General features: G+C 66.5%; 22 protein-coding genes. 12 read left to right on the top strand and 10 right to left on the bottom strand.

The genetic code is table 11. The annotated features are described in order from the left end of the window. Positions 1-19: 19 nt before the first annotated feature. Complete coding sequence (locus tag MXF70_RS08195; RefSeq protein WP_248515136.1) at positions 20-625, bottom strand: CDP-alcohol phosphatidyltransferase family protein; 606 nt, start codon at positions 623-625, stop codon at positions 20-22. A 196-nt stretch (positions 626-821) separates the two neighbouring features. On the opposite strand from MXF70_RS08195, the gene MXF70_RS08190 reads away from it, so the two are divergent. Then, positions 822-2,663 (top strand): UvrD-helicase domain-containing protein, encoded by a 1,842-nt coding sequence (locus tag MXF70_RS08190; RefSeq protein WP_248515135.1) that lies wholly within the window; start codon positions 822-824, stop codon positions 2,661-2,663. A gap of 46 nt (positions 2,664-2,709) precedes the next feature. After that, positions 2,710-3,357 (top strand): riboflavin synthase, encoded by a 648-nt coding sequence (locus tag MXF70_RS08185; RefSeq protein ID WP_248515134.1) that lies wholly within the window; start codon positions 2,710-2,712, stop codon positions 3,355-3,357. A gap of 27 nt (positions 3,358-3,384) precedes the next feature. Here MXF70_RS08185 and MXF70_RS08180 read toward each other — a convergent pair whose 3' ends face one another. Beyond that, positions 3,385-4,404 (bottom strand): PrsW family intramembrane metalloprotease, encoded by a 1,020-nt coding sequence (locus MXF70_RS08180; protein WP_248515133.1) that lies wholly within the window; start codon positions 4,402-4,404, stop codon positions 3,385-3,387. 162 nt (positions 4,405-4,566) lie between these two features. Between MXF70_RS08180 and MXF70_RS08175 the strand changes: the two genes are divergently transcribed. Then, positions 4,567-4,944, top strand: a complete 378-nt coding sequence (locus tag MXF70_RS08175) for a DUF7532 family protein (protein WP_248515132.1) — start codon at positions 4,567-4,569, stop codon at positions 4,942-4,944. A 61-nt stretch (positions 4,945-5,005) separates the two neighbouring features. Continuing rightward, a complete protein-coding gene (locus MXF70_RS08170) occupies positions 5,006-6,448 on the top strand; it encodes a ribonuclease FAU-1 family protein (RefSeq protein ID WP_248515131.1) in 1,443 nt (480 codons plus the stop codon). A 238-nt stretch (positions 6,449-6,686) separates the two neighbouring features. Here MXF70_RS08170 and dnaJ read toward each other — a convergent pair whose 3' ends face one another. Next, positions 6,687-7,880, bottom strand: a complete 1,194-nt coding sequence (gene dnaJ, locus MXF70_RS08165) for a molecular chaperone DnaJ (protein ID WP_248515130.1) — start codon at positions 7,878-7,880, stop codon at positions 6,687-6,689. Positions 7,881-7,990: 110 nt separating this feature from the next. On the opposite strand from dnaJ, the gene MXF70_RS08160 reads away from it, so the two are divergent. After that, positions 7,991-8,464 carry a redoxin domain-containing protein gene (locus MXF70_RS08160; protein WP_248515129.1) on the top strand — a complete coding sequence of 158 codons (474 nt, stop codon included), beginning with the start codon at positions 7,991-7,993 and terminating at the stop codon, positions 8,462-8,464. A 20-nt stretch (positions 8,465-8,484) separates the two neighbouring features. On the opposite strand, the gene MXF70_RS08155 is transcribed toward MXF70_RS08160, so the two are convergent. The 3 genes from MXF70_RS08155 to MXF70_RS08145 all read right to left on the bottom strand — a co-directional run bounded on the left by MXF70_RS08155 (position 8,485) and on the right by MXF70_RS08145 (position 11,346). Next, on the bottom strand, positions 8,485-9,159 hold the full coding sequence (locus MXF70_RS08155) for a biotin transporter BioY (RefSeq protein ID WP_248515128.1): 675 nt from the start codon (positions 9,157-9,159) through the stop codon (positions 8,485-8,487). A 71-nt stretch (positions 9,160-9,230) separates the two neighbouring features. Then, the gene (locus tag MXF70_RS08150; RefSeq protein ID WP_248515127.1) at positions 9,231-10,595 is read right to left on the bottom strand and encodes a hypothetical protein; all 1,365 of its coding nucleotides are present in this window, start codon (positions 10,593-10,595) and stop codon (positions 9,231-9,233) included. 157 nt (positions 10,596-10,752) lie between these two features. Then, a complete protein-coding gene (locus MXF70_RS08145) occupies positions 10,753-11,346 on the bottom strand; it encodes a DUF7998 family protein (protein WP_248515126.1) in 594 nt (197 codons plus the stop codon). 120 nt (positions 11,347-11,466) lie between these two features. Here MXF70_RS08145 and MXF70_RS08140 point away from each other — a divergent pair, with 120 nt between their 5' ends. After that, a complete protein-coding gene (locus MXF70_RS08140; protein ID WP_248515125.1) occupies positions 11,467-11,730 on the top strand; it encodes a DUF2249 domain-containing protein in 264 nt (87 codons plus the stop codon). A 64-nt stretch (positions 11,731-11,794) separates the two neighbouring features. On the opposite strand, the gene MXF70_RS08135 is transcribed toward MXF70_RS08140, so the two are convergent. The 3 genes from MXF70_RS08135 to MXF70_RS15325 all read right to left on the bottom strand — a co-directional run bounded on the left by MXF70_RS08135 (position 11,795) and on the right by MXF70_RS15325 (position 15,669). Further along, positions 11,795-12,034, bottom strand: a complete 240-nt coding sequence (locus tag MXF70_RS08135) for a DUF2249 domain-containing protein (RefSeq protein WP_248515124.1) — start codon at positions 12,032-12,034, stop codon at positions 11,795-11,797. A 172-nt stretch (positions 12,035-12,206) separates the two neighbouring features. Next, positions 12,207-14,171 (bottom strand): molecular chaperone DnaK, encoded by a 1,965-nt coding sequence (dnaK, locus tag MXF70_RS08130; protein ID WP_248515123.1) that lies wholly within the window; start codon positions 14,169-14,171, stop codon positions 12,207-12,209. A 112-nt stretch (positions 14,172-14,283) separates the two neighbouring features. Then, the gene (locus MXF70_RS15325) at positions 14,284-15,669 is read right to left on the bottom strand and encodes a nucleotide exchange factor GrpE (protein WP_248515122.1); all 1,386 of its coding nucleotides are present in this window, start codon (positions 15,667-15,669) and stop codon (positions 14,284-14,286) included. 269 nt (positions 15,670-15,938) lie between these two features. On the opposite strand from MXF70_RS15325, the gene MXF70_RS08120 reads away from it, so the two are divergent. From MXF70_RS08120 to MXF70_RS08105, 4 genes are all read left to right on the top strand, one after another. After that, positions 15,939-16,961 carry a WD40/YVTN/BNR-like repeat-containing protein gene (locus MXF70_RS08120; protein ID WP_248515121.1) on the top strand — a complete coding sequence of 341 codons (1,023 nt, stop codon included), beginning with the start codon at positions 15,939-15,941 and terminating at the stop codon, positions 16,959-16,961. 116 nt (positions 16,962-17,077) lie between these two features. Further along, positions 17,078-18,247, top strand: a complete 1,170-nt coding sequence (locus tag MXF70_RS08115; protein WP_248515120.1) for a geranylgeranyl reductase family protein — start codon at positions 17,078-17,080, stop codon at positions 18,245-18,247. Positions 18,248-18,387: 140 nt separating this feature from the next. After that, complete coding sequence (locus MXF70_RS08110) at positions 18,388-18,543, top strand: hypothetical protein (RefSeq protein WP_248515119.1); 156 nt, start codon at positions 18,388-18,390, stop codon at positions 18,541-18,543. A gap of 251 nt (positions 18,544-18,794) precedes the next feature. Continuing rightward, positions 18,795-18,935 (top strand): hypothetical protein, encoded by a 141-nt coding sequence (locus MXF70_RS08105; protein ID WP_248515118.1) that lies wholly within the window; start codon positions 18,795-18,797, stop codon positions 18,933-18,935. A 28-nt stretch (positions 18,936-18,963) separates the two neighbouring features. Here MXF70_RS08105 and MXF70_RS08100 read toward each other — a convergent pair whose 3' ends face one another. Beyond that, on the bottom strand, positions 18,964-19,539 hold the full coding sequence (locus MXF70_RS08100) for a cysteine hydrolase family protein (protein ID WP_248515117.1): 576 nt from the start codon (positions 19,537-19,539) through the stop codon (positions 18,964-18,966). A gap of 256 nt (positions 19,540-19,795) precedes the next feature. On the opposite strand from MXF70_RS08100, the gene MXF70_RS08095 reads away from it, so the two are divergent. Both MXF70_RS08095 and MXF70_RS08090 read left to right on the top strand, forming a co-directional pair. After that, positions 19,796-21,466, top strand: a complete 1,671-nt coding sequence (locus MXF70_RS08095) for an Hvo_1808 family surface protein (protein WP_248515116.1) — start codon at positions 19,796-19,798, stop codon at positions 21,464-21,466. Between the two features lie 64 nt (positions 21,467-21,530). Next, the gene (locus MXF70_RS08090; RefSeq protein ID WP_248515115.1) at positions 21,531-22,730 is read left to right on the top strand and encodes a nicotinate phosphoribosyltransferase; all 1,200 of its coding nucleotides are present in this window, start codon (positions 21,531-21,533) and stop codon (positions 22,728-22,730) included. The last annotated feature ends 105 nt before the right edge of the window (positions 22,731-22,835 follow it).

The following is a 22,835-nucleotide window of genomic DNA, read 5'->3' as shown; positions in this document are numbered from 1 at the left end:
CCACACTCAAACACACCTACTACACGTCGCGCCAGGCGCCAGCGAATCGTTGGACTGCGGTGAGGTGGCCGACGATCGCGAAGAGGATCAGCAGCCAGCCGACGATCGTCAGCGATTCGATCGTATCGGGGTAGGCAGCCGTGGCGACGGCGGCGACGCCGATCAGCACGAGCCGATCCGCGCGACCGATCAGCCCACCGTACTCCCGACCCAGCCCGACGGCCTGGATCTGGGTGCCGAGATAGGAGGTCATCAGGACGCCGGTGACGGCAAGGAATCCGAGTGCGTACTGATCGATCCCGGCAGCGAGCCCAGCGATGAGCACGATGTCGGCGTACCGGTCGAGGACGTGATCCAGCAGATCGCCGGCGGGCGAGGCCACCTCGAGTCGTCGAGCGAGCGCACCGTCGACGAGATCCAGCCAGCCGCTCACGGCGACGAGTAGGCCGCCAGCAACGTAGTAGAGCGGCTCCGACCCCGCAGCGACGAACGCGCCCGCCGCAGCGATCGCGACGAGGAAGGCGATCACGCTCACGCCGTTGGGCGTCAGGCCCACGCGCGCCGCGGCGGTGACGAACGGCGAGAGTCCCTTGTCCGCCAGCGGACGGAGCCGATCCAGCGTCATGGGTCGAAGGGCAGCACCGCGGGCACAAATAGCCTGTGAGTCCAGAAGCCAGCGATGTGCAGTTCCTCGAGAGAGAGAGAATTGCAGTCGTGAATCGACGGAGACCAGCGACCTCCGACGGCGGCGAAAGTGGGGCAGCGACCGCCGGTACTGGAAACCCCCGGGCTTATACCGCTCCCGGTCCTTCGAATGTCCAATGAGCCAGTCCGATACGGACGTCGTCCGGCTGTTCGGCGGGCCGGGAAGCGGGAAGACCACGGCCCTGCTGGACCGCGTCGAGGGCATCCTCGAAGAGGACGGCGTCGACGTGAAGGACGTTCTGGTCGTCTCCTACACCCGGGCCGCCGCGGCCGAGATCCGCGAGCGACTCGCAGAACGTCTCGACGACGAGACGCCCCGGTCTCTCCAGGGGAACGTCTGCACGATGCACGCGAAAGCATACGAACTGCTGAACCTCTCTCGCGGCGACGTCGTCGGAGAGGACGACAAGGAGGAGTTCTGCGAGGATTTCGGTCTGGAGTTCGAGGACGAGCACAGCGGCGCGGGCCGTCGAACCGCCCGATCGACGACGATCGGCAACAAGATCATCGCGACGAGTCAGTGGCTCCAGCGAACCAGCCGCGACGTCGCCGACTGGTACGACGTACCCTTCCAGTGGGACGAAGAGGAGGTCCGGCTACCCCCTGACATCGACCCGAACGCCCAGGAGGGGAACAAGTACACGCCGACGTGGCCGACCAGCGACGACCGGATCGACGTTCCGGAGGCCATCCGAGGCTGGCGTGCCCACAAGGGAGAGAACGAGCTCACCGGCTTCGCCGACATGCTCGAGCGAGTCCAGCAGCGCTCGCTCCAGCCGGGGGTCGACTACCTCGTCATCGACGAGTTTCAGGACATCACGACGCTGCAGTACGACGTCTACGAGGAGTGGAAACCCCACGTCGAGCAGGTGCTGATCGCCGGCGACGACGACCAGGTCGTCTACTCGTGGCAGGGCGCCGATCCCGCTCTGCTGCTCGACGAAGACGTGGACGACGACAACGTTCTGCCGAACTCATACCGGCTACCCTCGAAGGTCCTCAACGCCGTCAACCGAGAGATCAGCCACATCGACAAGCGCCAGGAGAAAGACCTCGAACCGCGCATCGAAGGAGGCGCCGTCGAAGCGATCGACTCGCCGTCGATGCTCGACCTCGTTCGGGAGGTCCGCCGGACCGTCGAGGCCGACGACGGCTCGATCATGCTCCTGTTCCGGGCGCGCTATCAGATGTTCAGATTCATCGACGAGTTCATCGACGAAGGCATCCCCTTCGGCGTGATGACCGACCAGCGGATGTGGACGGACCGCCTCGGAGAGTTCGTCGACGCCATCGAGTACATCGAGGCCGACGAGCCGCTCTCGGCGCTCGAGGCACGCCGGCTCGCCGACATGCTCGCCGACTCCGCGTTCGGCTCCAACGAGCGCGACGACCTCTTCGACGCGATCGACGACCGTCAGGAGGAGTTGGAGGTCGACGACCTCGCGGATATCGAGGTCGAACCCGAGTTCGTCACCGACCACGTGCCGTTCATGCCGGGGCCCGCTTCGGCCGCCGACATGTCGCGGAAGATCACCAGCTTCCAGACGGAGAGCATGAAATCCTACTTCGCCGGGGACTACCAGGACATCGCCCGCGATCGCGTCCGCGTCGGCACGATCCACTCCGCCAAGGGTCGCGAGGCCGACCACGTGTTCCTCGGCACGGACCTCACCGAGAAGGTCGTCGAGCAGATGGCCGCGACCGTCGAGGACCCGACCGACGTCGATGGGTGTGAGGAGTTCACCAAGACGACCAACCCCGTCCCGATTCTCACCGACAACGAACGCCGGGTGTTCTACGTCGGGATGAGTCGTGCGCGCCAGCGCCTCGTCATCATGGAGAACCTCGTCGGCGGCGCGCCCACGCTGCCGATCGACGTACTGTTGACCAACGCACCGAGCGACCGCGAGGTCGAGGAACTGCTCGACGAAGCGAAAAAGCCAGTCCAGGCGGACTGATCGTGATGGGAGCGAGCCGAGAGTCCGTCGGAGGCGAGAGCAACTGATGTTCACCGGAATCGTCGAGGGCATCGGCGAGGTCACCGAGCGGAGCGAGTCCGACGGTGGCTTGTCGAGCGAAGCGAGGCAGGGCTCGTCAGATGAGCAAAGCGAGTCTGACGGTGGCCTGCGCGTTCGCATCGCTGCCGACTGGCTCGACAGTCTCGACCGCGGCGCGAGCGTGAGCGTCAGCGGCTGCTGTCTCACCGTCGAGGAGCGCGGCGACGGCTGGTTCGAGACCTTCCTCGCAGAGGAGACTCGCGCGGTCACCAGCCTCGACGACCTCGTCGTCGGCGACCAGGTCAATCTCGAACGCGCGATGCCTGCAGATGGCCGCTTCGACGGCCACGTCGTCCAGGGGCACGTCGACGACACCGTCGCAGTCGAGCGAATCGAGTCGGCGGGAGAGAACTGGCGCTACACGTTCGAGCTGCCGGCTGAGAGCCACTACGTCGTGCACAAAGGCTCGATCACGCTCGACGGCATCAGCCTGACCGTCGCGTCGATCGATCACGACGCCGGAACGTTCGACGTCGCAATCATTCCGGAAACCTACGAGGAAACCACGCTCTCCGCGCGCGATCCCGGCGACGACGTCAACGTCGAGTACGACGTGATCGCGAAGTACGTCGAGTCGATGCTGGACGATCGCTGAGACGCGGTCTACTACGCGGTTCCGTCGCTACGGATCGAACTCCGTCCGCTCCGGTGGCGGATTCAGGTCGGGATCGCCCGCGTCGTACTCGTCGTAAGCTCGCTGGTACCGCCGGAGTTTCCGGTAGAGGTAGTAGCCGACGATGGACTGGAAGCCGATCACGTAGACGACGACGCTCGAGAAGCCAGTGAGCGGGGAGACGTCCTGCAGCGCGTTCGAGCCCGGACCGACCGTGAGATTGTACGTACCGTGGAACGCAGCGGCGACGATCAGCCCCTTTGCCACGATCGGCCCGGCCCGGTCCGCGTTGAACTTGGCGAGTCCGAGATAGTAGCCCGCGATCGCGGAGTAGAGCACGTGACCAGGGCCAGCGATCGCACGCGAGGCGGTGATCCCACCGAGTGCACCCTGCGAGCTCGAGGCGAGCCCGCCCTCCGACTGGATGAGATCGGTGATGTAGATCGCGTTCTCGATCGTCGCGAAGCCCAGCCCGGCGACGGCGCCGTAGATCGCGCCGTCGATCACCGCGTCGAAGCGCTCGTCGGGGTAGGCGTAGAGCCGAACCGCGAGCAGCTTGACCGACTCCTCGACGGGGCCGACGACCAGATAGAAGAAGATCGCTATCGCGACCAGATCGCCGAACTGCTCGGCGACGCCACCGAGTCCACGGAGCGCGATGGAGTTGATGACGGCAGCGAAGCCCGCGACGACCGTCGCGAGCAAGAACGTGATCACGAGCAGCCCGATCGGTTCGCCGCTCGTCACGTCCGCATAGCGGAGATACGCCGCGATCGCGAGCGCGGGCATCACCGACATCACGACGAGCCAGCTCACGATCGGTTCGAGCACGAGGTCGAGCCCGGAGATACCGATGATAGCGATCGTGATCGCGATCGCCGTGAGAACGACGAGCCACTTCGAGCCGGTGACGGCGCCGGCGTACGCGCGAACCGCGATCCGATCGAGCAGCGATCGGGGTTCCCAGTCGGTTACTTCGTAGATCCCATCGTTTCCGGCGGCGCGTTCGACCGGATCCAGCTCGCCCATGGTCGACCGTTGCCGCGACGAGTCAAAGGCGTTGGTGCTCTCGCGAATGCGACCGGCTGGCGAGGGACTACTCGGCCGTAGGCAACCGGTGGGAACGGCGACGGCGAGATCGCGAATCGAGGATGCCACGTTCTTAGTAGGCGGCGCTCGATATCGCCGCGTATGCACTTCGATCAGCGAACCCAGCGAGCGCTTCGCGACCTCGGACTCGACGACGACGATCTGGGCGAGGCCGCCGAGAGCGTCGCGGCGCTCGTCGAGGCCGACGCCGTCGTCCTCGAGGAGTTCTTCGCCGACCACGCGGTCGTCTACTCGGACATGGACCAGGCCCACAGCGCCGAAGAGTTCCCCGAACACGAGGTCGATTTCCTCGACACCTACACGCACGCCGACGAGCTACGGGGCTGGCTCCGCTTCGCGGAGTGGGGCGTCTACGTCGAGGACGGCCGCGTGCTCGATGAAGACCTGGTCGAACTCACGCTCGGGCCGACCGTCCACGATCGCGTTCGCTTCGCCGCCGATCGGGAGCGTCTCGAATGAGAGCCGACCAAAGTGCGACCGCGTCGCGCCCGCACCGAACTACACGAAACGCGGTGACTCGATGAGCGCCGTCCAGCTCCGGGGAATCTACACGACTGCGCTGACCCGGCTGCTCCTCGACGCCGGATACGAGGTCGTCAACGCCTCCGACCCGATCGAACGCCGGTTCGACGCGACGTTCGCCTCTGCACCGCCGGCCGCGACGATCGACACGACCCGCGATCGGCAGGGTGTCGAGATTTCGGGCACGTCCAGCGCCGTCGCCGATCTCCGGGAGACGATCGCCGGCCTCGGAGTCGACGCGCTGGACTGGGCCGATCCCGCGCCGATCGGTAGCGTGAGCAACGCGGCGGTCAGTGGGACGCGCGGCGGTGGGGCGATCATAGACCTCCCCGGCGGCGCGACGGGCTACCTGCCGTTCGACGACGTCGACGGCTACGTCGACACCGGCGACCAGCTCCGTGTGCAGGTGACCGATCCCAGTCCGCCCTGGACCGACCACGACGCCCGCGTGTCGACCGAAATCGTGGTCGAAGACGCCGGCGAGTTGCTCACACTCGTTCGGGGTGCCGACGGCGTTCGGGCGAACGCTCCCGAAGGCGACGCCACCGCACTCGTGCGGACGACGGAGCTCCTCGACCTCGAGGTTCCCGACGGCTGGGGGCTCCGCTGGCACCGCGACGCGGCCGACGCAGACCTCGACGAGCGCAGCGCCGCACTCGAAACTGCGATCGACCGGGCCGAGACCATAGACGAATCGATCGACGACGCACCCGAGCCCGAGGACGCTGCGCCGCGCGCGGTCGTCACGCGATCGGACGCCGAGCGATCGACCGCGTGGATCTGGTTCGGTCGCGAGAGCCGGTTCGCCCTCGACGACCACCGACGGACGGTGACCACGACGATCCCCGGCCACCACCGGATCAAAGCTGCAGACCGGAGCGCGAGCGCTGGCGTCGACCTCGCGGAGGGGCTCCTTTCGACGACCGACGTCGACGAGGGGCTGCCCTTCGACGCCGTCGCTCGACAGTTCGGCCCGACGCACGGCGACAGGCTCGAAATCCACCACGGCAAGCCCGACGGTCGTCGGCTCGTTCTCGGCTCCGGCGAGGTCACCGACTACGATCCCGCGGGCACACTCACCGTTAGGCGCGAGATTTCGAGCTCGGGCGAGTACGACGGGCTCGGGACCCCACGCGAGCCCGGCGACGCGGCGATCACGAAGCTGAAAGAAGGCCGCTGGTGGTATCCGACGGCGTACCGCGGCCCCGACGGCGAGCGCAAGGGTACCTACGTCAACGTCTGTACGCCCGTGGAGCTGTTCCCCGACGCAGCCACGTACGTCGACCTCCACGTCGACGTGATCGACCCACCCGAGGGCGAGGCCCACGTCGTCGACGAGGACGAACTCGACGACGCCGTCGAGGCAGGACACGTGAGCGAAGCGCTGGCTAAGCGAGCGAAGGAAACGGCCGAGAAAGTTCGGCGGGCACTTTCAGACTGACCGAACAGCCACCGCCGAGCATCCGCGAGCGACTGCAAGGAGCGAGCGGTTCGCGCAGGCGAGGAGCAAGGCTCCGAGCCTGCGTCTTTTTTGGTCTTCTGGCGAGCGGAGCGAGCCAGAGCTCGCGAGAGCTTGCTCTCGCGGTGCAGATTTTTTGGAGGAGGGTTCCCGTAGCGAGCCTCCGGCTCGCGAGGAAACCCTCCTCGAAAAAAGGTGGGCGTTGGAGAAAGGTCCGGTGTTAGAAACTAGAGGCGATCTTCTGCAGGAAGCTCTGGTCGACTTCGATCTCCTCGCCGCCGGCCTCCGCGAACGCCTCGAGGGCTTCCTGCTGTTCCTCGTTGAGCGATTCGGGGGTCACGACCTGGATAGTGACGTAGAGATCGCCCTCGCCACGTCGGCGGAGTCGCGGCATCCCCTCGCCAGCGAGGCGGAACTCCTCGCCGCTCTGGGTGCCGGCGGGGACGTCGAGGTCGGCGTCGCCGTCGATCGTCGGGACGCTCACGGTGTCGCCGAAGACGACCTGTGGGAAGGTGACGCCCTTGTGGTAGCGGAGGTCGTCGCCCTCGCGTTCGAAGTCGGGATGATCGGCGATCTGGACGTCGATCAGGAGGTCGCCGTTGGGGCCACGGGTGGGGCTTGGCGCTCCCTCGCCTTCCATCCTGAGCGTCTGGCCCTCCTCGATGCCGGCGGGGATGTCCACTGAGAGCGTGGTCTCCTCGCGCACGACGCCCTCGCCCCGGCAGTCGCTGCAGGTCTCTTCGTACACCTCGCCGCTGCCAGAACAGCGCTGGCAGGTGCCGGTCTGCTGGACGCGGCCGAAGGGCGTCTGCTGGACCTGCTGGACCTGTCCGCGGCCGTCGCACTCCGGACAGGTCGTCGACTCGCTGTCGGGCGGATGACCCTCGCCATCGCAGGTGTCACATCGGGCAGGGCGCTCGACGGTCATCTGCTTCTCTACGCCGTGGTAGGCCTCCTCGAGGTCGATCTCGAGACCGGTGCGGAGGTCCGATCCCTGTCGGCGTCGGCTGCCGCGGCCGCCTCCGCCGCCAGCGCCGCCGAAGAACTGTTCGAAGATGTCCTCGACGCTGCCAAAGCCCTGGCCACCGCCAGCGGCGCCGCCGAAGGGACCCTGGCCGCCCGCTGCGCCGCCAAACGGTCCCTGGCCGCCCATGCCGCCGGCGCCCTGATCGAAGCCGCCGCGCTTCTCGGCCTCGACGAACTGGTCGTGGCCGAGCTGGTCGTAGGCCTGGCGCTTCTCGTCGTCGGTGAGGACCTCCTTTGCCTTCTTCGCGTTCTTGAACTTCTCCTCGGCGTCGGGGTCGTCGGAGACGTCGGGATGGAACTCGGCGGCCTTCTTCCGGTAGGCCTGCTGGATCTCATCCTCGTCCGCGTCGCGGGAAACGCCGAGAATATCGTAGAAGTCCTCGCTCATCAGTTACGAACGATACACCGTTGAGCTACTTCAAAAGCCCGGCATCGACTCGTCGGGAGACGAAGCAGTTCGTCCCACCGTTTAGGGCGCTGGCGACCGAACTTCGATCGATGCCCTCGAACGGAGACACCGCCCCCACGTTCACCGCAACGCTCGGTACGAGCGATCACGAGTCCTTCGACCTCGCCGATCACGTCGGCGATGGCCCCGTCGTACTTGCCTTCTTCCCCGGCGCGTTCACGCCGCCGTGTACCAACGAGATGGTCGCGCTCCAGGAGCACCGCGACGCGTTCCAGAACGCCGGTGGAACGCTCCTGGGCATCAGCGCGGACTCGCCGTTCGCGCAGGGCGCGTTCCGCGAGGAACACGGCCTCGAGTTCGACCTCGTCAGCGACATGGCCAGGGAGGCGATCGACGCCTACGACGTCGAGATCGACATCGAAGATCTGGGACTCTACTCCGTCGCGAACCGCGCGGCGTTCGTCGTCGACGGCGACGGCGTGATCACCTACAGCTGGGTGGCCGACGATCCGACGAACGAACCGGATTACGACGAGCTGCTGGACGCGATCAAGGCTGCCTGAGAAAACGCCGCAACCGGCCGCTACCGAATCGACGCTGGCTCGGCGTCGACGTCGTCGTAACAGTCCGCCGGTGGTGCGAACAGCCGGCCGATCGACGCCGCCCCAACGAGCTTCACGATGTCACCGAGGACGAACGGGAACAGCCCCATCGTCAACAGCTCCCAGGCGCCGACCGAGCCGCCGGAGATCACGGTCGACCAGACGAACAGCCAGGGCAGCCCGACGACGTACACCAGACCGCTTGCTACCGCGAGGACACTCAGCAACACAGGGAGCTGCTCGCGGACGTGGAATCTATCGACGACGTAGCCCACGAACAGCGTCGAGACGAACATCCCGACGAGATAGCCGCCGGTCGGTCCAGCGAGGTGACCGAAGCCGGCGCCCATCGACTGGAACCACGGGATTCCGACCGCGCCACCGCCGACGTAGAGCCCCTGGCTGAGCCCGCCGTAGCGGGCGCCCAGCACGAGGCCGGCGAGCAGGAACGCGAACGTCTGGAGCGTGATCGGAACGGGAGTGAACCACAGCGGGATCCGAACCTGGGCCGCGAGACCAGTGAGCGCGGCGAACCCGCCGACGAGCAGGAGCGTCTCGAGGACGTCCGCCTCGCGACGGAACCGGTAGAGCTGCCCACCAACCGTGCCCGACCACCGGAGCGAGTCGCGAGCAACGGACGAAACGCGCAGTTGCATACGCTATCGTTCCGCCGGCGCTACCAAATACCCCACGGCTCCAGGAGCTACTCGGCGAGTGGCCGACACGATCAGGACTCGGAGGGAGACTCGTCCGCGACGTCTGAGGACCGACGGCGACCGAGCGATCCGAACACGATGCGATCCAGCGGCTGTGGACTGTGTCGGTGGAGCACGAGGGCGACGTTTCCGAGGAAAGCGAGGATACCGAGTGAGACCAGCCCGCCTGCGATCAGAACCACGGAGCGGGGTCCCTCCAACAGCTCCCAGCCGACCAGCGTCGCAGTGCCCGCGACGAGCAGTATTCCATCGACTGCAGCGATCCGGTCGTCGTAGAGGTCGTCGATCATCGGTACCGGCTCGAATCCAAGCTCGTCGCTGTAGCGGTGAACCCACACGACGAAGGGGACGATATGATAGAGCGTCCCCACGACGACGAAGCCGACGACCCCCAGGAGCAGGAGGTGAGCGGTGCCGGGGCCACCGAAACGATGGTCGAGCGCCGTCGGATCCACCAGCCACGCGGGTGCGGTGAGAAGCGCCCAGCTCGCGAGCGCCACCGCGACGACCGCGTACCGCGTATGCATCGGCGTCCGCGGGACCTGCATCTCGACCAGCTTGCGTGCGAGAACGACGGCGAACGCGAGCGCCGCGACGACGATCAGGATGCCACCGACCTGCGCGACCGGGACGACCTCGAACAGCCGACCGCCGGCGAGCAGCACGACCCCTACTGGATGGCCGATCTCCTCGATCGCGCGAAGTCGGTGGTCCACGCCGTGCAACTCGGTCTGAGTGAACATCGTGCCGAGCTGGTAGAGCGCGCCGTAGATCGTCGTCAGCACGGCACCGAAGACGGCGAGCGTCGCGTGAGCACCGACGACGCCAGTTCTCGACACGCCGAACTCCGCGAGAAACGGCCGGGTGAAATCCACCGCGAGAGCGAGCCCGAGCAGCGTCAGGAGCAGGAAAAAGCCCAGCGAGAGCGCGAAATGTCGTTCGGTGACGTCTAGTTTGCCCGCCCTGGCGAGCGTCCGACCGACGTTGTAGACGAAGGTCCAGAACCCGACGAGCATCGTCGCGCCAGCGATCGCGAGCAGGTGGAGTTCCAGCGCGAGCAGCCCCGCGACGAAGGCGAGCAAGCCGGTCACGACCAGCACCAGCTGAACGCTGGCGAGTCGGCGGGAGTGCAACTCGACCCCAGACCAGACCGGCACGAACTGCGTCATCGCTCCCATGATCGTCAGGCAGACCCACCCGACGAGCAGGAGGTGGACGTGCGCGAGCCCGCTCAGGCCGGGCACCGCGTTCGCGACGTGACCGAGGCCAAGGAGCGTGCCGGCCAGGAGAAACGCCAGCCCGACCACGAAATGTCGGAGCGGGACCGTCATCGGCGGCTGTTGGGACGTGTCGACGCCGCCGGGAATCGCGCCCATGGTCGGACAGATGGGCTCGACGGGCCTGAGTGGACACCCGAAGGTGTTCCCCCGGTCGCTCAGCGTTCCAAGTGAAGGGGCCGTGGCACACACGGAATCGGCGTAGCGTCAGAACTGCGCAGGCTGAGAGGGAGAGCCCGGAAAGAGGGTTCCCAGGCTAAAACGGCGCGTTCGGCCGGTCAGGTCTCTCAGCCGGACGGTCGTTGGAAGCGTCAGTCGGCGGCGAACCGACAGAGCCAGCGTCCGCGCCATCCTCGGGCACCGATCCGGTCTCGCGGTACGTTGCCTCGATCTCCGAGAGTTGCTCGTTGATCGCCGCGGACTGGTGGTGGGTGGGCGCCACGCGAACGCGAACGAGATCGTACTCGTGGCGGTCAGCCAGTCCGTTCCAGGCCCGGAAGGAGCCGATCGTGAGCGTGTGGGACTGCGGACAGAACGGCGTCGTCGGCGTGAACTCCGCGCGGAGGACGGACGGGTCGTCGGAGTCTCTGGCATAGCGGTAACCGGCGCCGGTGTGACGCGTATCGAGGTTCAGCCGGGCGAGGTTGTAGTCGAAGGTCATGTCGTAGACGGTCCGCTCCTCGAATAGCTCCCTCGTGAGCCGATGGAAGGCGACGTGCTCCCCATCGACCAGTAGCTCGTGACCGTCGAGGAACGCGTTCGGGTTCGGGAGGTGGTCGGGGAGGAACTCGTCGTAACCATCGAACAGAGTGCCGTCGTCGGTGCCGAACGGCGATGGGAAACCGGCCATGTGCAGTTGTAGACCCTCACGCCACGTATCGGCCGTCCCTGACGTGTTCGCCTCCAGAGCGACACAGCCGACGAATATCTTCGGGAGTATCGCTTCCGGCACGGAGCTCGAAGCTCCGGTATGGTAGACGCCGACACCGCGCTCGAAGCGACGGCTGCACCGACCGATCGTCCTCGGGAGGTCCTCGACGCCCGCGAGCTTCCGCCGCCCGAGCCGCTCCGGAGCTCGCTGGAGCGACTCGCAGAACTGGACGCCGAGACGGTGCTGGTCCAGCGCAACGATCGCGCACCCCAGCATCTCTATCCGAAGCTCGACGATCGCGGATACGAGTACGAGACAGTGGAGCACGACGAGGAGGTGGTGACCGTCGTCTGGCGGCCCTGACCGCGAGCACCGAGTCCGAATCCGCAGGTCCAGACCTCGAACGGCCGATGCACCGTCGGCCCGGCTACTCCGCGGTGCTGTTCGTAATCTCGACGTGCCACTCCTCCTCGTCGACCCTCGTCGCGTCGTGGGCGAACCCGCGTTCGTCGAGCACGCCGTACAGCGGGACCGGCTCGAAGGTGTTGATCAGAAGGAGCGACTCGCCAGGAGCGAGATCGTCGAGCGCCGCGGTGATCGTGCCGAACGGTTCGCCGTCGATCTCGCGTGCGTCGAGGCGATCGGAGACGTCCTGCTCTGAAGGCATCGCATCACCGTCGGGGGCGCTGCAGGGTGTCGGTTGCTCCGAACGTGTTCGACTCCGTCAGCTGACGCTCCGGCAAGGACCGTGCTGGAGAACTGAAGGCCTTCACAGCGACGGCTCGGAGGGAAAGGCTGCGAACGAAAGCGGGACGATCCCAGTGACAGTGACTGCGGGATCAGGCAGCTTCGTCGGGGTCGACTTCGTCGGCGTCGTCCGTCGCGTCGTCCTCGGCTTCGGCGTCGGCCGGCTCCTCGTCGACGTCCTCTACGTCGGCGTCGACGTACTCCTCGTCGTCGGCAGCGCCAGCGTCGGGACCGGGGTTCGGGCCGCCAGCGGGGCCAGCGCCGGCCGGTCCGGCGCCCGCGGCGCCTGCACCGCCAGCCTCGGCCTGGGCCGCTCCCTCGTACATCTGCTTGCCGATCTCCTGCAGGACGTCCGAGAGCTCCTCGGTTGCGGTCCGGATCTGCTCGACGGTGGCGTCGTCGTCCTCGACGACAGCCTCGAGGTCGTCGACGGCGGCCTCGATGTCACCGCGGAGTCCGTCGTCGATCTCCTCCTCGTTCTCCTCGAGGAGCGTCTCGGCGCGCTGGATCGAGGCCTCGGCGTCGTTCCGAGCCTCGATGCGCTCGCGGCGCTTCTGGTCCTCCTCGGCGTGTGCCTCGGCCTCCTCCTTCATCTGGTCGATCTCGGTGTCGGAGAGACCGGTGCCGCCCTCGATCGTGATCTCCTCGGTGTTGCCCGAGCCCTTGTCCTCCGCGGAGACGTTGACGATGCCGTTCTCGTCGATGGCGAAGGTGACCTCGATCTGGGGCGTTCCAGCGGGGGCCGGCGGGATGCCGGTTAGCTGGAACTCACCGAGCAGCTCGTTCTCCTCGGCGATCTCGCGCTCGCCCTGGAACACGCGGATCTGGACGGAGGTCTGGTTGTCCGCGGCCGTGGTGAAGATCTTCGACTCCTCGGTCGGGATCGTCGTGTTCTTCTCGATGAGCCGCTCGAAGAGCCCGCCCTTGACCTCGACGCCCAGCGACAGCGGCGTGACGTCGAGCAGAACGATGTCGTCGACCTCGTCGCCGAGAACGCCGCCCTGGAGCGCTGCGCCCAGTGCGACGGCCTCGTCGGGGTTGACGTTCTTCTGGGCTTCCTGACCGACCAGATCCTCGACCTTCTCCTGGACCTGGGGCATCCGCGTGGAACCACCGACGAGCAGCACCTCGTCGACGTCGCCCTTGTCGAAGCCGGCGTCGTCGAGGGCCTGCTCCGTGGGTGCGACGGTGCGCTCGATGAGATCCGACGTGAGGGACTCGAACTTCGCCCGCGTGAGGGACTTCTCGAGGTGGATCGGCCCGTCGTCGGTCGCGGTGATGAAGGGGAGGTTGATCTCCGTCTCCTTTCGGCTGGAGAGCTCGATCTTGGCCTCTTCGGCGGCGTCCTTGAGGCGCTGGAGTGCCTGGCGGTCCTCCGTCAGGTCGATGCCGTGCTCGTTCTCGAACTCCTCGGTGAGCCAGTCGATGATGGCGTGGTCCCAGTCGTCGCCACCGAGATCGTTGTCACCGTTCGTCGCGACGACCTCGTAGACACCGCCACCCAGCTCGAGGATGGAGACGTCGAAGGTCCCGCCACCGAGGTCGTAGACGAGCACGGTCTGGTCGGCGTCCTCGTCGACGCCGTAGGCCATGGATGCGGCCGTCGGCTCGTTGATGATCCGCTCGACCTCGAAGCCGGCGATCTCGCCGGCGTCCTTCGTGGCCTGACGCTGACTGTCGGAGAAGTACGCAGGAACCGTGATGACGACCTTCTCGATCTCGTCGCCGAGATACTCCTCGGCGTCCCGCTTGAGTTTCTGGAGAGTCATCGCCGAGATCTGCTCGGGCGTGTACTCCTCACCGTCGATGTCGACGGTGTACCCCTCTTCGCCCATGTGGCGCTTGATCGACTGGATCGTGCGCTCGGGATTCTGGACGGCCTGGTTCTTCGCCGGCTTCCCGACGAGCTTCTCGCCGTCGTCGGAAAACGCGACGATCGAGGGTGTCGTTCGCTCGCCCTCGCTGTTTACGATAATCTCCGGATCGCCGCCCTCCATGACGGCGAACGCGCTGTTCGTGGTTCCGAGGTCGATCCCCAGAATTTTGTCACTGGTCATGCTGAACGTGCTTTGTAGGTTGTCCCGCTTAAACCTTGCTACACCACATCACGGCTCGGAATAAAATTCTCCCCCGGGGGCGCCGCAGACTACTCCGGGCGCCTGTGAGCAATCACTCGTCGTCCGAATCGGCGTCGGAATCCGTCGCGCTGTCGTCGTCCGCGTCCTCTTCGTCGTCCCCGTCATCGTCTCCATCGTTCACGTCGCTCTCGTCATCTTCGTCACTTCCTCGGTCAGTGTCGGTATCGCCGTCGGACGCATCGGCGTCGGCGTCCAAGTCGCTGGACTCGTCCGCCTCGGACCCGGCCGAGTCGACTGGCTCCGCTTCGATGAAATCGTCGTCCGCGGGCTCGACGGGCTCGGCCTCGGTCGCCGCGGGAGCGGGCTCCGCGGGCTCTGCCGCCTCGGCATCCGTTCCCGAGTCATCCCCGTCGCCGTCGTCGGCTTCTCCATCTGCAGCAGAGTCGGCATCTTCACCGGCAGCAGAGTCAGCATCCGCGTCTGCATCGGACCCGTTCGATGACCCCTCGGCCGCTTCGGCGTCCGCAGATTTCTCACTGGACGCGTCCTCGTCGTCGGCTCCCTCCACGGCATCGTCCTCATCCTCGCCATCGGCGTTTGCCGGCGGCCCCTCGCTTACAGTGATCTGGGCGGTCTTGAGCACCTTGTCGGCCATCTCGTAGCCGGGGGAGTAGACGTCCGCGATCGTGTCTTCGGGCTGGTCGCTCTCGACGCGCATCATCACTTCGTGGCGCTGGGGGTCGACGTCCTCGCCGGGATCGGGCTTGACTTCCGAGACGTTCTCGGCGTCGAGCACGCGATCGAACTCTTTGAGCGTCATCTTCACGCCCTGCTGGATCGACTCGACGTCGTCGTGTTCCTCCTCTGCCGCGCGCGTGAGGTTGTCGCGAACGTCGAGGAGCCGCTCGACGAGGTCCTCGGTGGCACGCTCTCGGATGCGATCCTTCTCACGATCCTGGCGTTTCTTGTAGTTCTGGAAGTCCGCCTTCGACTTCGCGAGGGCGCTCTCGAGCTGGTCGATGCGCTCCTCCTTCTCCTCGAGTTCGTCGGCCTGCTCGTCCACGCGCTTTTTGAGTTCGAGCGCTTTCTCGACGACGAGCTGAACTTCCGACGCCAGCGACTGGTCGTGCTCGGCGATGCGGTCGGTCAGATCGTGGCCGATCGGCGACTCGCCGTCCTCCGGAGGAGCCATCGTGGCACCGCTCGTTTCGGACGCCGTCGAACCGTCGCCAGACTCGCCGGCGTCGGCCTCGACCGCCTCGCCGGTCTCCTGGCTGGCGTCGGCCGACGCCTCGGCGTCTGTCTCGGCAGCCGCGTCCGTCGTCTCCGTCTCGTTTCCGGCATCCTCGGGCGTAGCGTCGCCAGGGCCATCGGACCCGGTGGCGTCACCACCGTTTTCGCCACCATCGTTCTCCTGCGCGGCGCCGCCAGTGGCGTCCGACCCGGCCCCGCTCTCGGGACCCTCGTCCTCGGTCATGTCAGTGAGCAGCCGGGCGGGGAGCATAAGGGTTCATGATCCGCGGAACGGCTGCCGAGTCGACCGTGAGCGCCGAGTGCCCGTTCCGTGGTCGACGACGGTGGGTTGGATGGCGACCGGGGGATACCGGGGGATACCGGGGGCTACCCAGAATGTTGGGGTGCCGGGAGTGCTGGGATGCTTCGAGTTCTGGGGGTGCCGGGCCCCTTCGATGACCACCGCACCCGATCGGGGACAGTGACTTGGCTGCAGGTGCAGTACTGTCACGCGTGCGTGCGTACCTCGCTCACCGCGACAGACTGGTGACGATCGACGACGCTACCGGTGAGGCGCCCACGGCGACGGAGCGCCTGCTCGGCCACGATCTCGAAGCCGTCGCTGCCCACGAGGCAGCGCCGGAGCGAGCCGTCGTCGGAACGTTCGACGACGGGCTCTATCGAACGACCGACGGCGGCCAGACGGTCGAGCAGATCGGCGACGCGCTCGATCACGACGCCGTCACCGCGGTCGCAGTGTCGCCGCTCGATCCAGAGGAAATCTGGGTCGGCACCGAGCCGAGCCGACTCTATCGATCTCGGGACGGCGGGGAGTCTTTCGAGCGGGTCCGGGGGATCACCGACGTTCCCTCCGCCAGCCAGTGGGCGTTCCCACCTCGGCCCGAGACGCATCACGTCCGGTGGATCGAACCGGACCCGACGGACCCCGATCGGATCCACGTCGGGATCGAGGCCGGAGCACTGCTCTACACCGAGGACGGCGGTGCGACCTGGACCGATCGACCGCCGGGGTCACGCAGTGACAACCACCAGCTCGCCACCCACCCGAACGCTGCCGGCCGAGTCTACGCCGCAGCGGGAGACGGCTACGCTGAATCCACCGACGGCGGGATGACCTGGACCGTCCACCACGACGGCCTCGACCATCGGTACGTCTGGAGCGTCCTTCCCGACCCCGGCGATCCGGAGCGAGTGCTCGTCAGTTCGGCGACCGGCCCCGGATCGGCGCACAGCCACCCCGGGGAATCCTACTGCTACCGTCGGACGAATGCACAGGAGAGCGAGGGACACAAAACCAAGTGGGAGCGTTTGGAAGGCCCCCTCAGCGGCGACGGCGTCCTTCGGGCCGTCCTCGCGAGCGACGGCGACGCCAGCCACGCGTATGCGGCGACGAACCAGGGTTGCTATCACTCGACGGATTTCGGCTCGAGCTGGTCCCGGATCGACGTCGACTGGCCCGAGGAACTCGCCGACCAGACGGCACGGGGGCTGGCCGTCGTCCCCGACCTGCCGTAGCAAATGGCGCCGTCGAGCCGCCGACGCGGCCAGATGCAGTCCCTACCGCGATGCAAGCAGTGCCGATGACGATCCGCCGTCGAAACACGTAAGCGCTGGCCCGCGTAGCCTCCGACGTGTACGACTTCGTCGTCGTCGGACTCGGGCCGGCCGGGTCGCGCTTCGCCCGTCGAGCCGCTGAGGCGGGCTACGACGTTCTCGCGTTCGAGCAGGGCAGCGTCGGCGAGCCGCTGGCCTGTTCGGGCCACGTGAGCACCGATCTGTGGTCGATCACGGGCGAGGGCGCACGCGAGGAGCTTCTCCAGAATGAGGTGTACGGGGCACGGTTTCACGTCGACGGCCCGGAGGCCGCGGTCGAGAGTTCTGCGACCACCGATTCCGGGGCACCCAACGGCACCGTCCCCGACGACGTGGCGCGGACGGACGGGCAGGATCTCGCGGGCGCCTACCCATTCTACAAGGACGAGCCGGTCTCGAACGTCATCGACCGGGTCGGGCTCGATCGCCACCTCGCAGAGATGGCCCGGGACGCCGGCGCGGACTGCCGAGAAGACCACACCGTCACCGCCGTCGAGGAGCAGGAGGATCGAGTGACCGTCACCGTTCGCGGCCCGGACGGTACCGAGGAGTACGAAGCGAAGATGGTCGCGGGCTGTGACGGCCCCCGCTCTCGCGTTCGAGACGCACTGGGGCTTCCAGAACCCGACGAGTTCCTACACGGCGTGCTGGGCTTCACCGACGAGCCCGATCACGCCGACTTCGTCGACGTCCACCTCACGGCACCGCGCTTTTTCGCGTGGCGCATCCCGCGGGGCGACGCCGGCGTCGAGTTCGGGCTCGCCGTGCCACCGGGAAAACACGCCGGCGACCAGTTCGAGGCGTTCTGTTCGGCCTACGGCGTGGAGGTCTCGCGGCGATGCTCCGGGGCAATCCCGATCGGACCGCCAGATCAGGTAACCGGCCACCGCGGGCTACTGATCGGTGACGCCGCGAGCCAGACCAAACCATTCACCGGCGGTGGGATCCGCTACGGAACGACCTGTGCTGATCACGCGGTGGAGCAGGTCGATCCCGACGATCCGTCGACGCTGGCGGCCTACGAGTCGGCCTGGCGAGCAGATCTCGGGCGAGAGATCCGGCTCGGCCACGCGATTCGACGAGCCTACTCCTTGCCGAAGACGGTTCAGCGCGCAGGGTTGCGGACGTTCTCCGGGGAGATCGGCGTCCACATGGATCGGCCGACGTCGCTGTTCTCGGCGAAGCAGCTGCGAGCGCTGTTGCCCTGATCGGACGCCCTTTGGCCTGCATAAATGGAGAATATAGGCCTGCTGAGAGTGATGAATTTGGAGTTCTGGCAGTAGACGGTGCCCCGTAACCGTGCCAGTTCGGGGCATGATTTACGTAGAGAGGACCCTAATGATCATTCATGGCACAGACAGACGTCGTCCCAACCGTCGAGGAAGACAACGAGCGGCTCATGCGGATGCTCGCGATCCTCATCGGTGGGTGGATACTCATGCTGTTCCTCGCGAGTCTCGCCCTCGTGCTCTGGGGAGACGTGCTCATGGATCTCTTCGCGTGAGGAATCCAGCACGACTTCCCCGAGCCGCACCGAGGTATACCCGGCAGGAGTGGCGATGGTGCACCGAGTGAAGTGGGGCGATGTGCAGAGTGAGAACTGAGCTGGTGCACCGAGTGCGAAACGGCGTTTCGTGAACTGTTGCACTCACGAGGTCGATGCGGGGCCGCTTCGGCACTACCGTGGTGTGCAATTACGTGACATGGCCAGGTCGAACCGGCGTCGTTTTCCGTTTCGAATCGAACCTTCACGTAATGTCCAGAACCGCCTCCGACGCGGACGAGGAGTTCGTACGCCGGTCCCTACGCATCGCGACGCTCTGGCTCGGCATCATCGTCGCGGCCGGCCTCTGCCTGATCTTCTTCAGCGACGCGTTTCTCAACACGTTCGCCTGAGACCGCCCGTCGCTCAGTTCGCCACGATTCACTCGCCCATCGTCAGCGCCTCGCTGGTCGCGACCTCGCCGAACAGCCAGTCGACGTGGTCGAGGGCGTACTCGCGGTGGTCCTCCTCGATCGCTCCGATCGCGTCCTCGATGAGAACCGGACGGTAGTCCCTGAGCCCGGCGGAGCCCGCCGTGTGCAGCACGCAGACGTTCGCGAGCGTCCCGCAGATCGCGAGGTCGTCGATGCCACGCGCAGAGAGCCAGCCGTTCAGCTCCGTCTGGTGGAAGGCGTCGTAGGTGTGTTTCTCGACGACGTGATCGTCGGATCGGACGTCGATTTCGTCGACGATTTCGGCGTCCCAGCTCCCCTCGAGGACGTGCTCGCCCCACTGGTCGAACTCGTCGTAGTAGTGCGCGTCGTCGAACTGTTCGGGCGGATGAACGTCGCGCGTGAAGACGACCTGCACGTCGGCCTCGTGGGCCCGGTCGACGAGCGCGGCGACGGGGTCGACCGCCGCCTCGCTTCCCGGCGCATAGAGACTGCCGTCGGGGTGGCAGAACCCGTTCTGAACGTCGACGACGACCAGTGCGCCGTCGCTGGCTGAGAGTTGCATACTCGGGTGTAGGCGGCTGGAGGCAAAAAGTGCATTCACGCAGCCTTCGGCCGCTGTGAGAGTACCCGACGAGCCTCGCCACCGGCTCACGCCCTGTTGATCCCCAGTGGTGCAGTTCGTCGGTCGCAGATAGGGTTCAGGAATACAAACCGTACTGGCCCTGTTGGTGCGAAATCGAACGTCGTGGCTGCCGCGAGGTTTCCCCCTCGTGTACCGGGGATCACACTTTTTACGCGTCGGATCCCACGTCGAGATCATGCGAATTCGCCCCACGGTTCCGGCAGTGCTCGTGGGGATGCTGTTGCTCGGACTCCTCGCGACGGGTGGCGTCGCTGCAGACGACCACGGCCAGCCACTCGAGGCGTGTGCCGTCGAATCGCCGGCGAACTTCTCGGCGCCCGAGGGTGGCGACGCGTTGGGCTACGTCGACGGCTACTGGTACGACGAGCCCATCGTGATCGAATCGAACGGATCCGACGGGGGTTCGGAGAACACCAGCTCGGGCGAACCCACCGGGTCCAGAGCGCTCAACGCCAGCGACGGGCTGGACGAAGCGGAGGCAGTTGCAGTGGTCGCGCGGACCGCCGCACGCGTGGAGACGCTTCGCTGTCTACCCTTCGACTCCGCGCCGGACGTCGACATCGCCAACCGGAGCGCCGTTCGCTCGGCACGGGAAGCGGAGCTTGCCACCCGGTCGTCGACGGTTCGTGAGTTCGACGACGCAAGACTTGCAGCCGCGTTGCTCCTCGGGACGAAGACGAACGCAACGAAAGCCCGCGCACAGACGATCGCAGGCTCGACGCGAGGGTTCTACGATTCCACGACCGACGAGATCGTCCTGATCAGCGACGGGAACGAGACCCACGTCGACGAGCCGACGCTCGCCCACGAACTGGTCCACGCACTCCAGGATCAGCAGTTCGGTCTGGGGCAGTTCGACGCGAACCTGACGGACGCGTCGCTCGCAGAGAGCGGGTTGATCGAAGGCGACGCGACGCTTGTCGAGCGGCGATACGAACGGCGCTGTCAGGCGCCCGGGTGGGGAACGGCCTGCCTGAACTACGACGCCGGAAGCACTGGCAGCGGGGATTTCCTGGCGATGGAACTCTTCTTCTTCCAGCCGTACAACGACGGCGGACGGTACGTCGAGTCGCTGTACGAGGATGGTGGGTGGGAAGCCGTGAACGCGCGATACGACGACCCACCGATCTCGAGCAAGCAAATCATGGTTCCCGACACCGGCGACGAGTTCGAACGCGCAAACGTCACCTTCGCGACCGAGGTCGACGCGAACTGGAGCCTCGTCGATCCCGAGGGACTGCCAGGCTACGACGTGCTCGGACCGGGGACGATCGGCGCCGCGATGATCGCACCGACGTTCGATACCGACGGTGGCGAGATCTACGGCGCCAAACGGATCAGGAACGACGTCGGAGAGAACCAGCTCGACCAGCTCAGACCGTACAACTACGACGTCGACGCCACGACCGGTTGGGACGGTGGCCGTCTGGAGGTCTACAGCAAGAGCACGGGTGAAACCGGTGTCCGATGGCGGACCGCCTGGGATAGCACGCAGTCCGCGTCGACGTTCTACCAGCGGTACGTCGATCTGCTCGAGATCCGTGGTGCCGACCGCTCCAGCGAGTTCGCCGGCACGTTCAACTTCCCGCCGGAGAGCAGCTACGACGGCCGCGTCTCGATCCGTCAGAACGGAAGTTCGGTGATCGTGGTCCACGCCCCGACGCTGGAGGACGTCCGATCCCTCGACGCCAGCGCAGCGCAGGAGCCAGCGGAACCACCGCCGTCCAACGGACCGAGTACGACAGAGCAGGTCACGGATCGGCTCACCGGCCTCGGCGCGCTCGCTGCGATCGGATCGGTGTTGGTCATCGGGCTGGTGGCGCTGGAAGTCGTCCGCCGTCGCTGAGAGCGGTTCGGGGCCACTGGGAGGGCGCCGGGGCTTTTTCGCCACGGCATCCAAAGGAGTGAGCATGACAACGATGGACCTCCTCGACGAGCAGGCGATTCGCGACGGACGGTCGACCGACGCCTACTTCCTGCGAACCGAGGAGGCGCTCGACGCCGCAGACCGGGACCCGACGGTCGTTGCCGAGGTGACTGCCGACCAGTTCCCAACCGGCGCGTTCGAGGTGCTCGCCGGCTGCTCTGACGCCGCGGCCCTGTTCGAGGGGCTCCCCGTCGACGTCGACGCGCTTCGAACGGGCCAGTGTTTCGACGGCGGCCCCGTCCTCCAGATTGAAGGTCGGTACCGAGCGTTCGCTCGCTATGAAACGGCGCTGCTCGGGCTCCTATCGCAGGCGAGTGCGTTCGCGACGAGAGCGCTCACGGCCACTCTCGCCGCGCCGGACTCACTCGTACTCTCATTCGGTTCGCGGCATCTCCATCCCGCAATCGCGCCGATGCTGGAACGGGCAGCGCTGGTCGGCGGTCTCGACGGTATCTCGAACGTCGCCGCGGGCGAGATGATCGGCAAGGAAGCAGGTGGGACGATGCCCCACGCACTACTGCTGTGTTTCGGCGAGGGGAACCAGGCGAACGGCTGGCGAGCCTTCGACGACGGCGTCGGCCCGGACGTTCCGCGGGTCGCGCTCGTGGACACCTTCTACGACGAGACAGTCGAGGCTCGCGAGGCCGCTGCGACGCTCGGGGACGCGCTCGACTCCGTGCGAATCGACACGACGGGCTCCCGTCGCGGCGATTTCCGGCACATCGTGCGGGAAGTGCGCTGGGAGCTGGACGCCCAGGGCCACGAGGACGTCGGCATCTTCGTCAGCGGCGGAATCGATCGCGAGGCCATCCTGAAGCTCCGGGACGTCGTCGATGGGTTCGGGATCGGGAGCTACGTGACGAACGCCGATCCCACGGACTTTGCACTGGACATCGTCGAGGTCGACGGCGAGCCGATCTCCAAGCGGGGGAAGCTGCCCGGCCGGAAGCGGGTCTACCGGACGAAGGACGGTGGCCACCACGTCGCGCTCGCTGACGGCGGAAGAACTGACGGCGGAGCAGGTGCCGACGAGACGATCCGTTCGGTCCCCGGCAACGCCGAGCCACTCCTCGAACCGCTCGTTCGCGACGGTGAGGTCGTCCGTGAGTTCGACGTCGACGCTGCCGCCGAACGAGCACGAACGGACGCCGAACTGGTCGGTTTCGGCGAGGAACGGGACTGAGGCAGGAAATCGTCGCGATCGGCCTGCACGATTCGTGACCGTCCCCCACGCCCTCCCCCGTTCCGCAACGCTTATACGGCACTCCGATGAAAAACAAGACGCGAA

This window comes from Salinarchaeum laminariae, from assembly GCF_023204835.1.
GTDB classification, from domain to species: domain Archaea; phylum Halobacteriota; class Halobacteria; order Halobacteriales; family Salinarchaeaceae; genus Salinarchaeum; species Salinarchaeum laminariae.
Note: the sequence above shows the minus strand (reverse complement) of the source record. Positions and strands in the feature narration are given on the sequence as shown.

Excerpts from the sequence above, each read along its gene's own strand:
- MXF70_RS08195 (WP_248515136.1), bottom strand. The coding sequence starts at position 625 with ATGACGCTGGATCGGCTCCGTCCGCTGGCGGACAAGGGACTCTCGCCG.
- MXF70_RS08190 (WP_248515135.1), top strand. The coding sequence starts at position 822 with ATGAGCCAGTCCGATACGGACGTCGTCCGGCTGTTCGGCGGGCCGGGA.
- MXF70_RS08185 (WP_248515134.1), top strand. The coding sequence starts at position 2,710 with ATGTTCACCGGAATCGTCGAGGGCATCGGCGAGGTCACCGAGCGGAGC.
- MXF70_RS08180 (WP_248515133.1), bottom strand. The coding sequence starts at position 4,404 with ATGGGCGAGCTGGATCCGGTCGAACGCGCCGCCGGAAACGATGGGATC.
- MXF70_RS08175 (WP_248515132.1), top strand. The coding sequence starts at position 4,567 with ATGCACTTCGATCAGCGAACCCAGCGAGCGCTTCGCGACCTCGGACTC.
- MXF70_RS08170 (WP_248515131.1), top strand. The coding sequence starts at position 5,006 with ATGAGCGCCGTCCAGCTCCGGGGAATCTACACGACTGCGCTGACCCGG.
- dnaJ (WP_248515130.1), bottom strand. The coding sequence starts at position 7,880 with ATGAGCGAGGACTTCTACGATATTCTCGGCGTTTCCCGCGACGCGGAC.
- MXF70_RS08160 (WP_248515129.1), top strand. The coding sequence starts at position 7,991 with ATGCCCTCGAACGGAGACACCGCCCCCACGTTCACCGCAACGCTCGGT.
- MXF70_RS08155 (WP_248515128.1), bottom strand. The coding sequence starts at position 9,159 with ATGCAACTGCGCGTTTCGTCCGTTGCTCGCGACTCGCTCCGGTGGTCG.
- MXF70_RS08150 (WP_248515127.1), bottom strand. The coding sequence starts at position 10,595 with ATGGGCGCGATTCCCGGCGGCGTCGACACGTCCCAACAGCCGCCGATG.
- MXF70_RS08145 (WP_248515126.1), bottom strand. The coding sequence starts at position 11,346 with ATGGCCGGTTTCCCATCGCCGTTCGGCACCGACGACGGCACTCTGTTC.
- MXF70_RS08140 (WP_248515125.1), top strand. The coding sequence starts at position 11,467 with ATGGTAGACGCCGACACCGCGCTCGAAGCGACGGCTGCACCGACCGAT.
- MXF70_RS08135 (WP_248515124.1), bottom strand. The coding sequence starts at position 12,034 with ATGCCTTCAGAGCAGGACGTCTCCGATCGCCTCGACGCACGCGAGATC.
- dnaK (WP_248515123.1), bottom strand. The coding sequence starts at position 14,171 with ATGACCAGTGACAAAATTCTGGGGATCGACCTCGGAACCACGAACAGC.
- MXF70_RS15325 (WP_248515122.1), bottom strand. The coding sequence starts at position 15,669 with ATGACCGAGGACGAGGGTCCCGAGAGCGGGGCCGGGTCGGACGCCACT.
- MXF70_RS08110 (WP_248515119.1), top strand. The coding sequence starts at position 18,388 with ATGGCACAGACAGACGTCGTCCCAACCGTCGAGGAAGACAACGAGCGG.
- MXF70_RS08105 (WP_248515118.1), top strand. The coding sequence starts at position 18,795 with ATGTCCAGAACCGCCTCCGACGCGGACGAGGAGTTCGTACGCCGGTCC.
- MXF70_RS08100 (WP_248515117.1), bottom strand. The coding sequence starts at position 19,539 with ATGCAACTCTCAGCCAGCGACGGCGCACTGGTCGTCGTCGACGTTCAG.
- MXF70_RS08095 (WP_248515116.1), top strand. The coding sequence starts at position 19,796 with ATGCGAATTCGCCCCACGGTTCCGGCAGTGCTCGTGGGGATGCTGTTG.
- MXF70_RS08090 (WP_248515115.1), top strand. The coding sequence starts at position 21,531 with ATGACAACGATGGACCTCCTCGACGAGCAGGCGATTCGCGACGGACGG.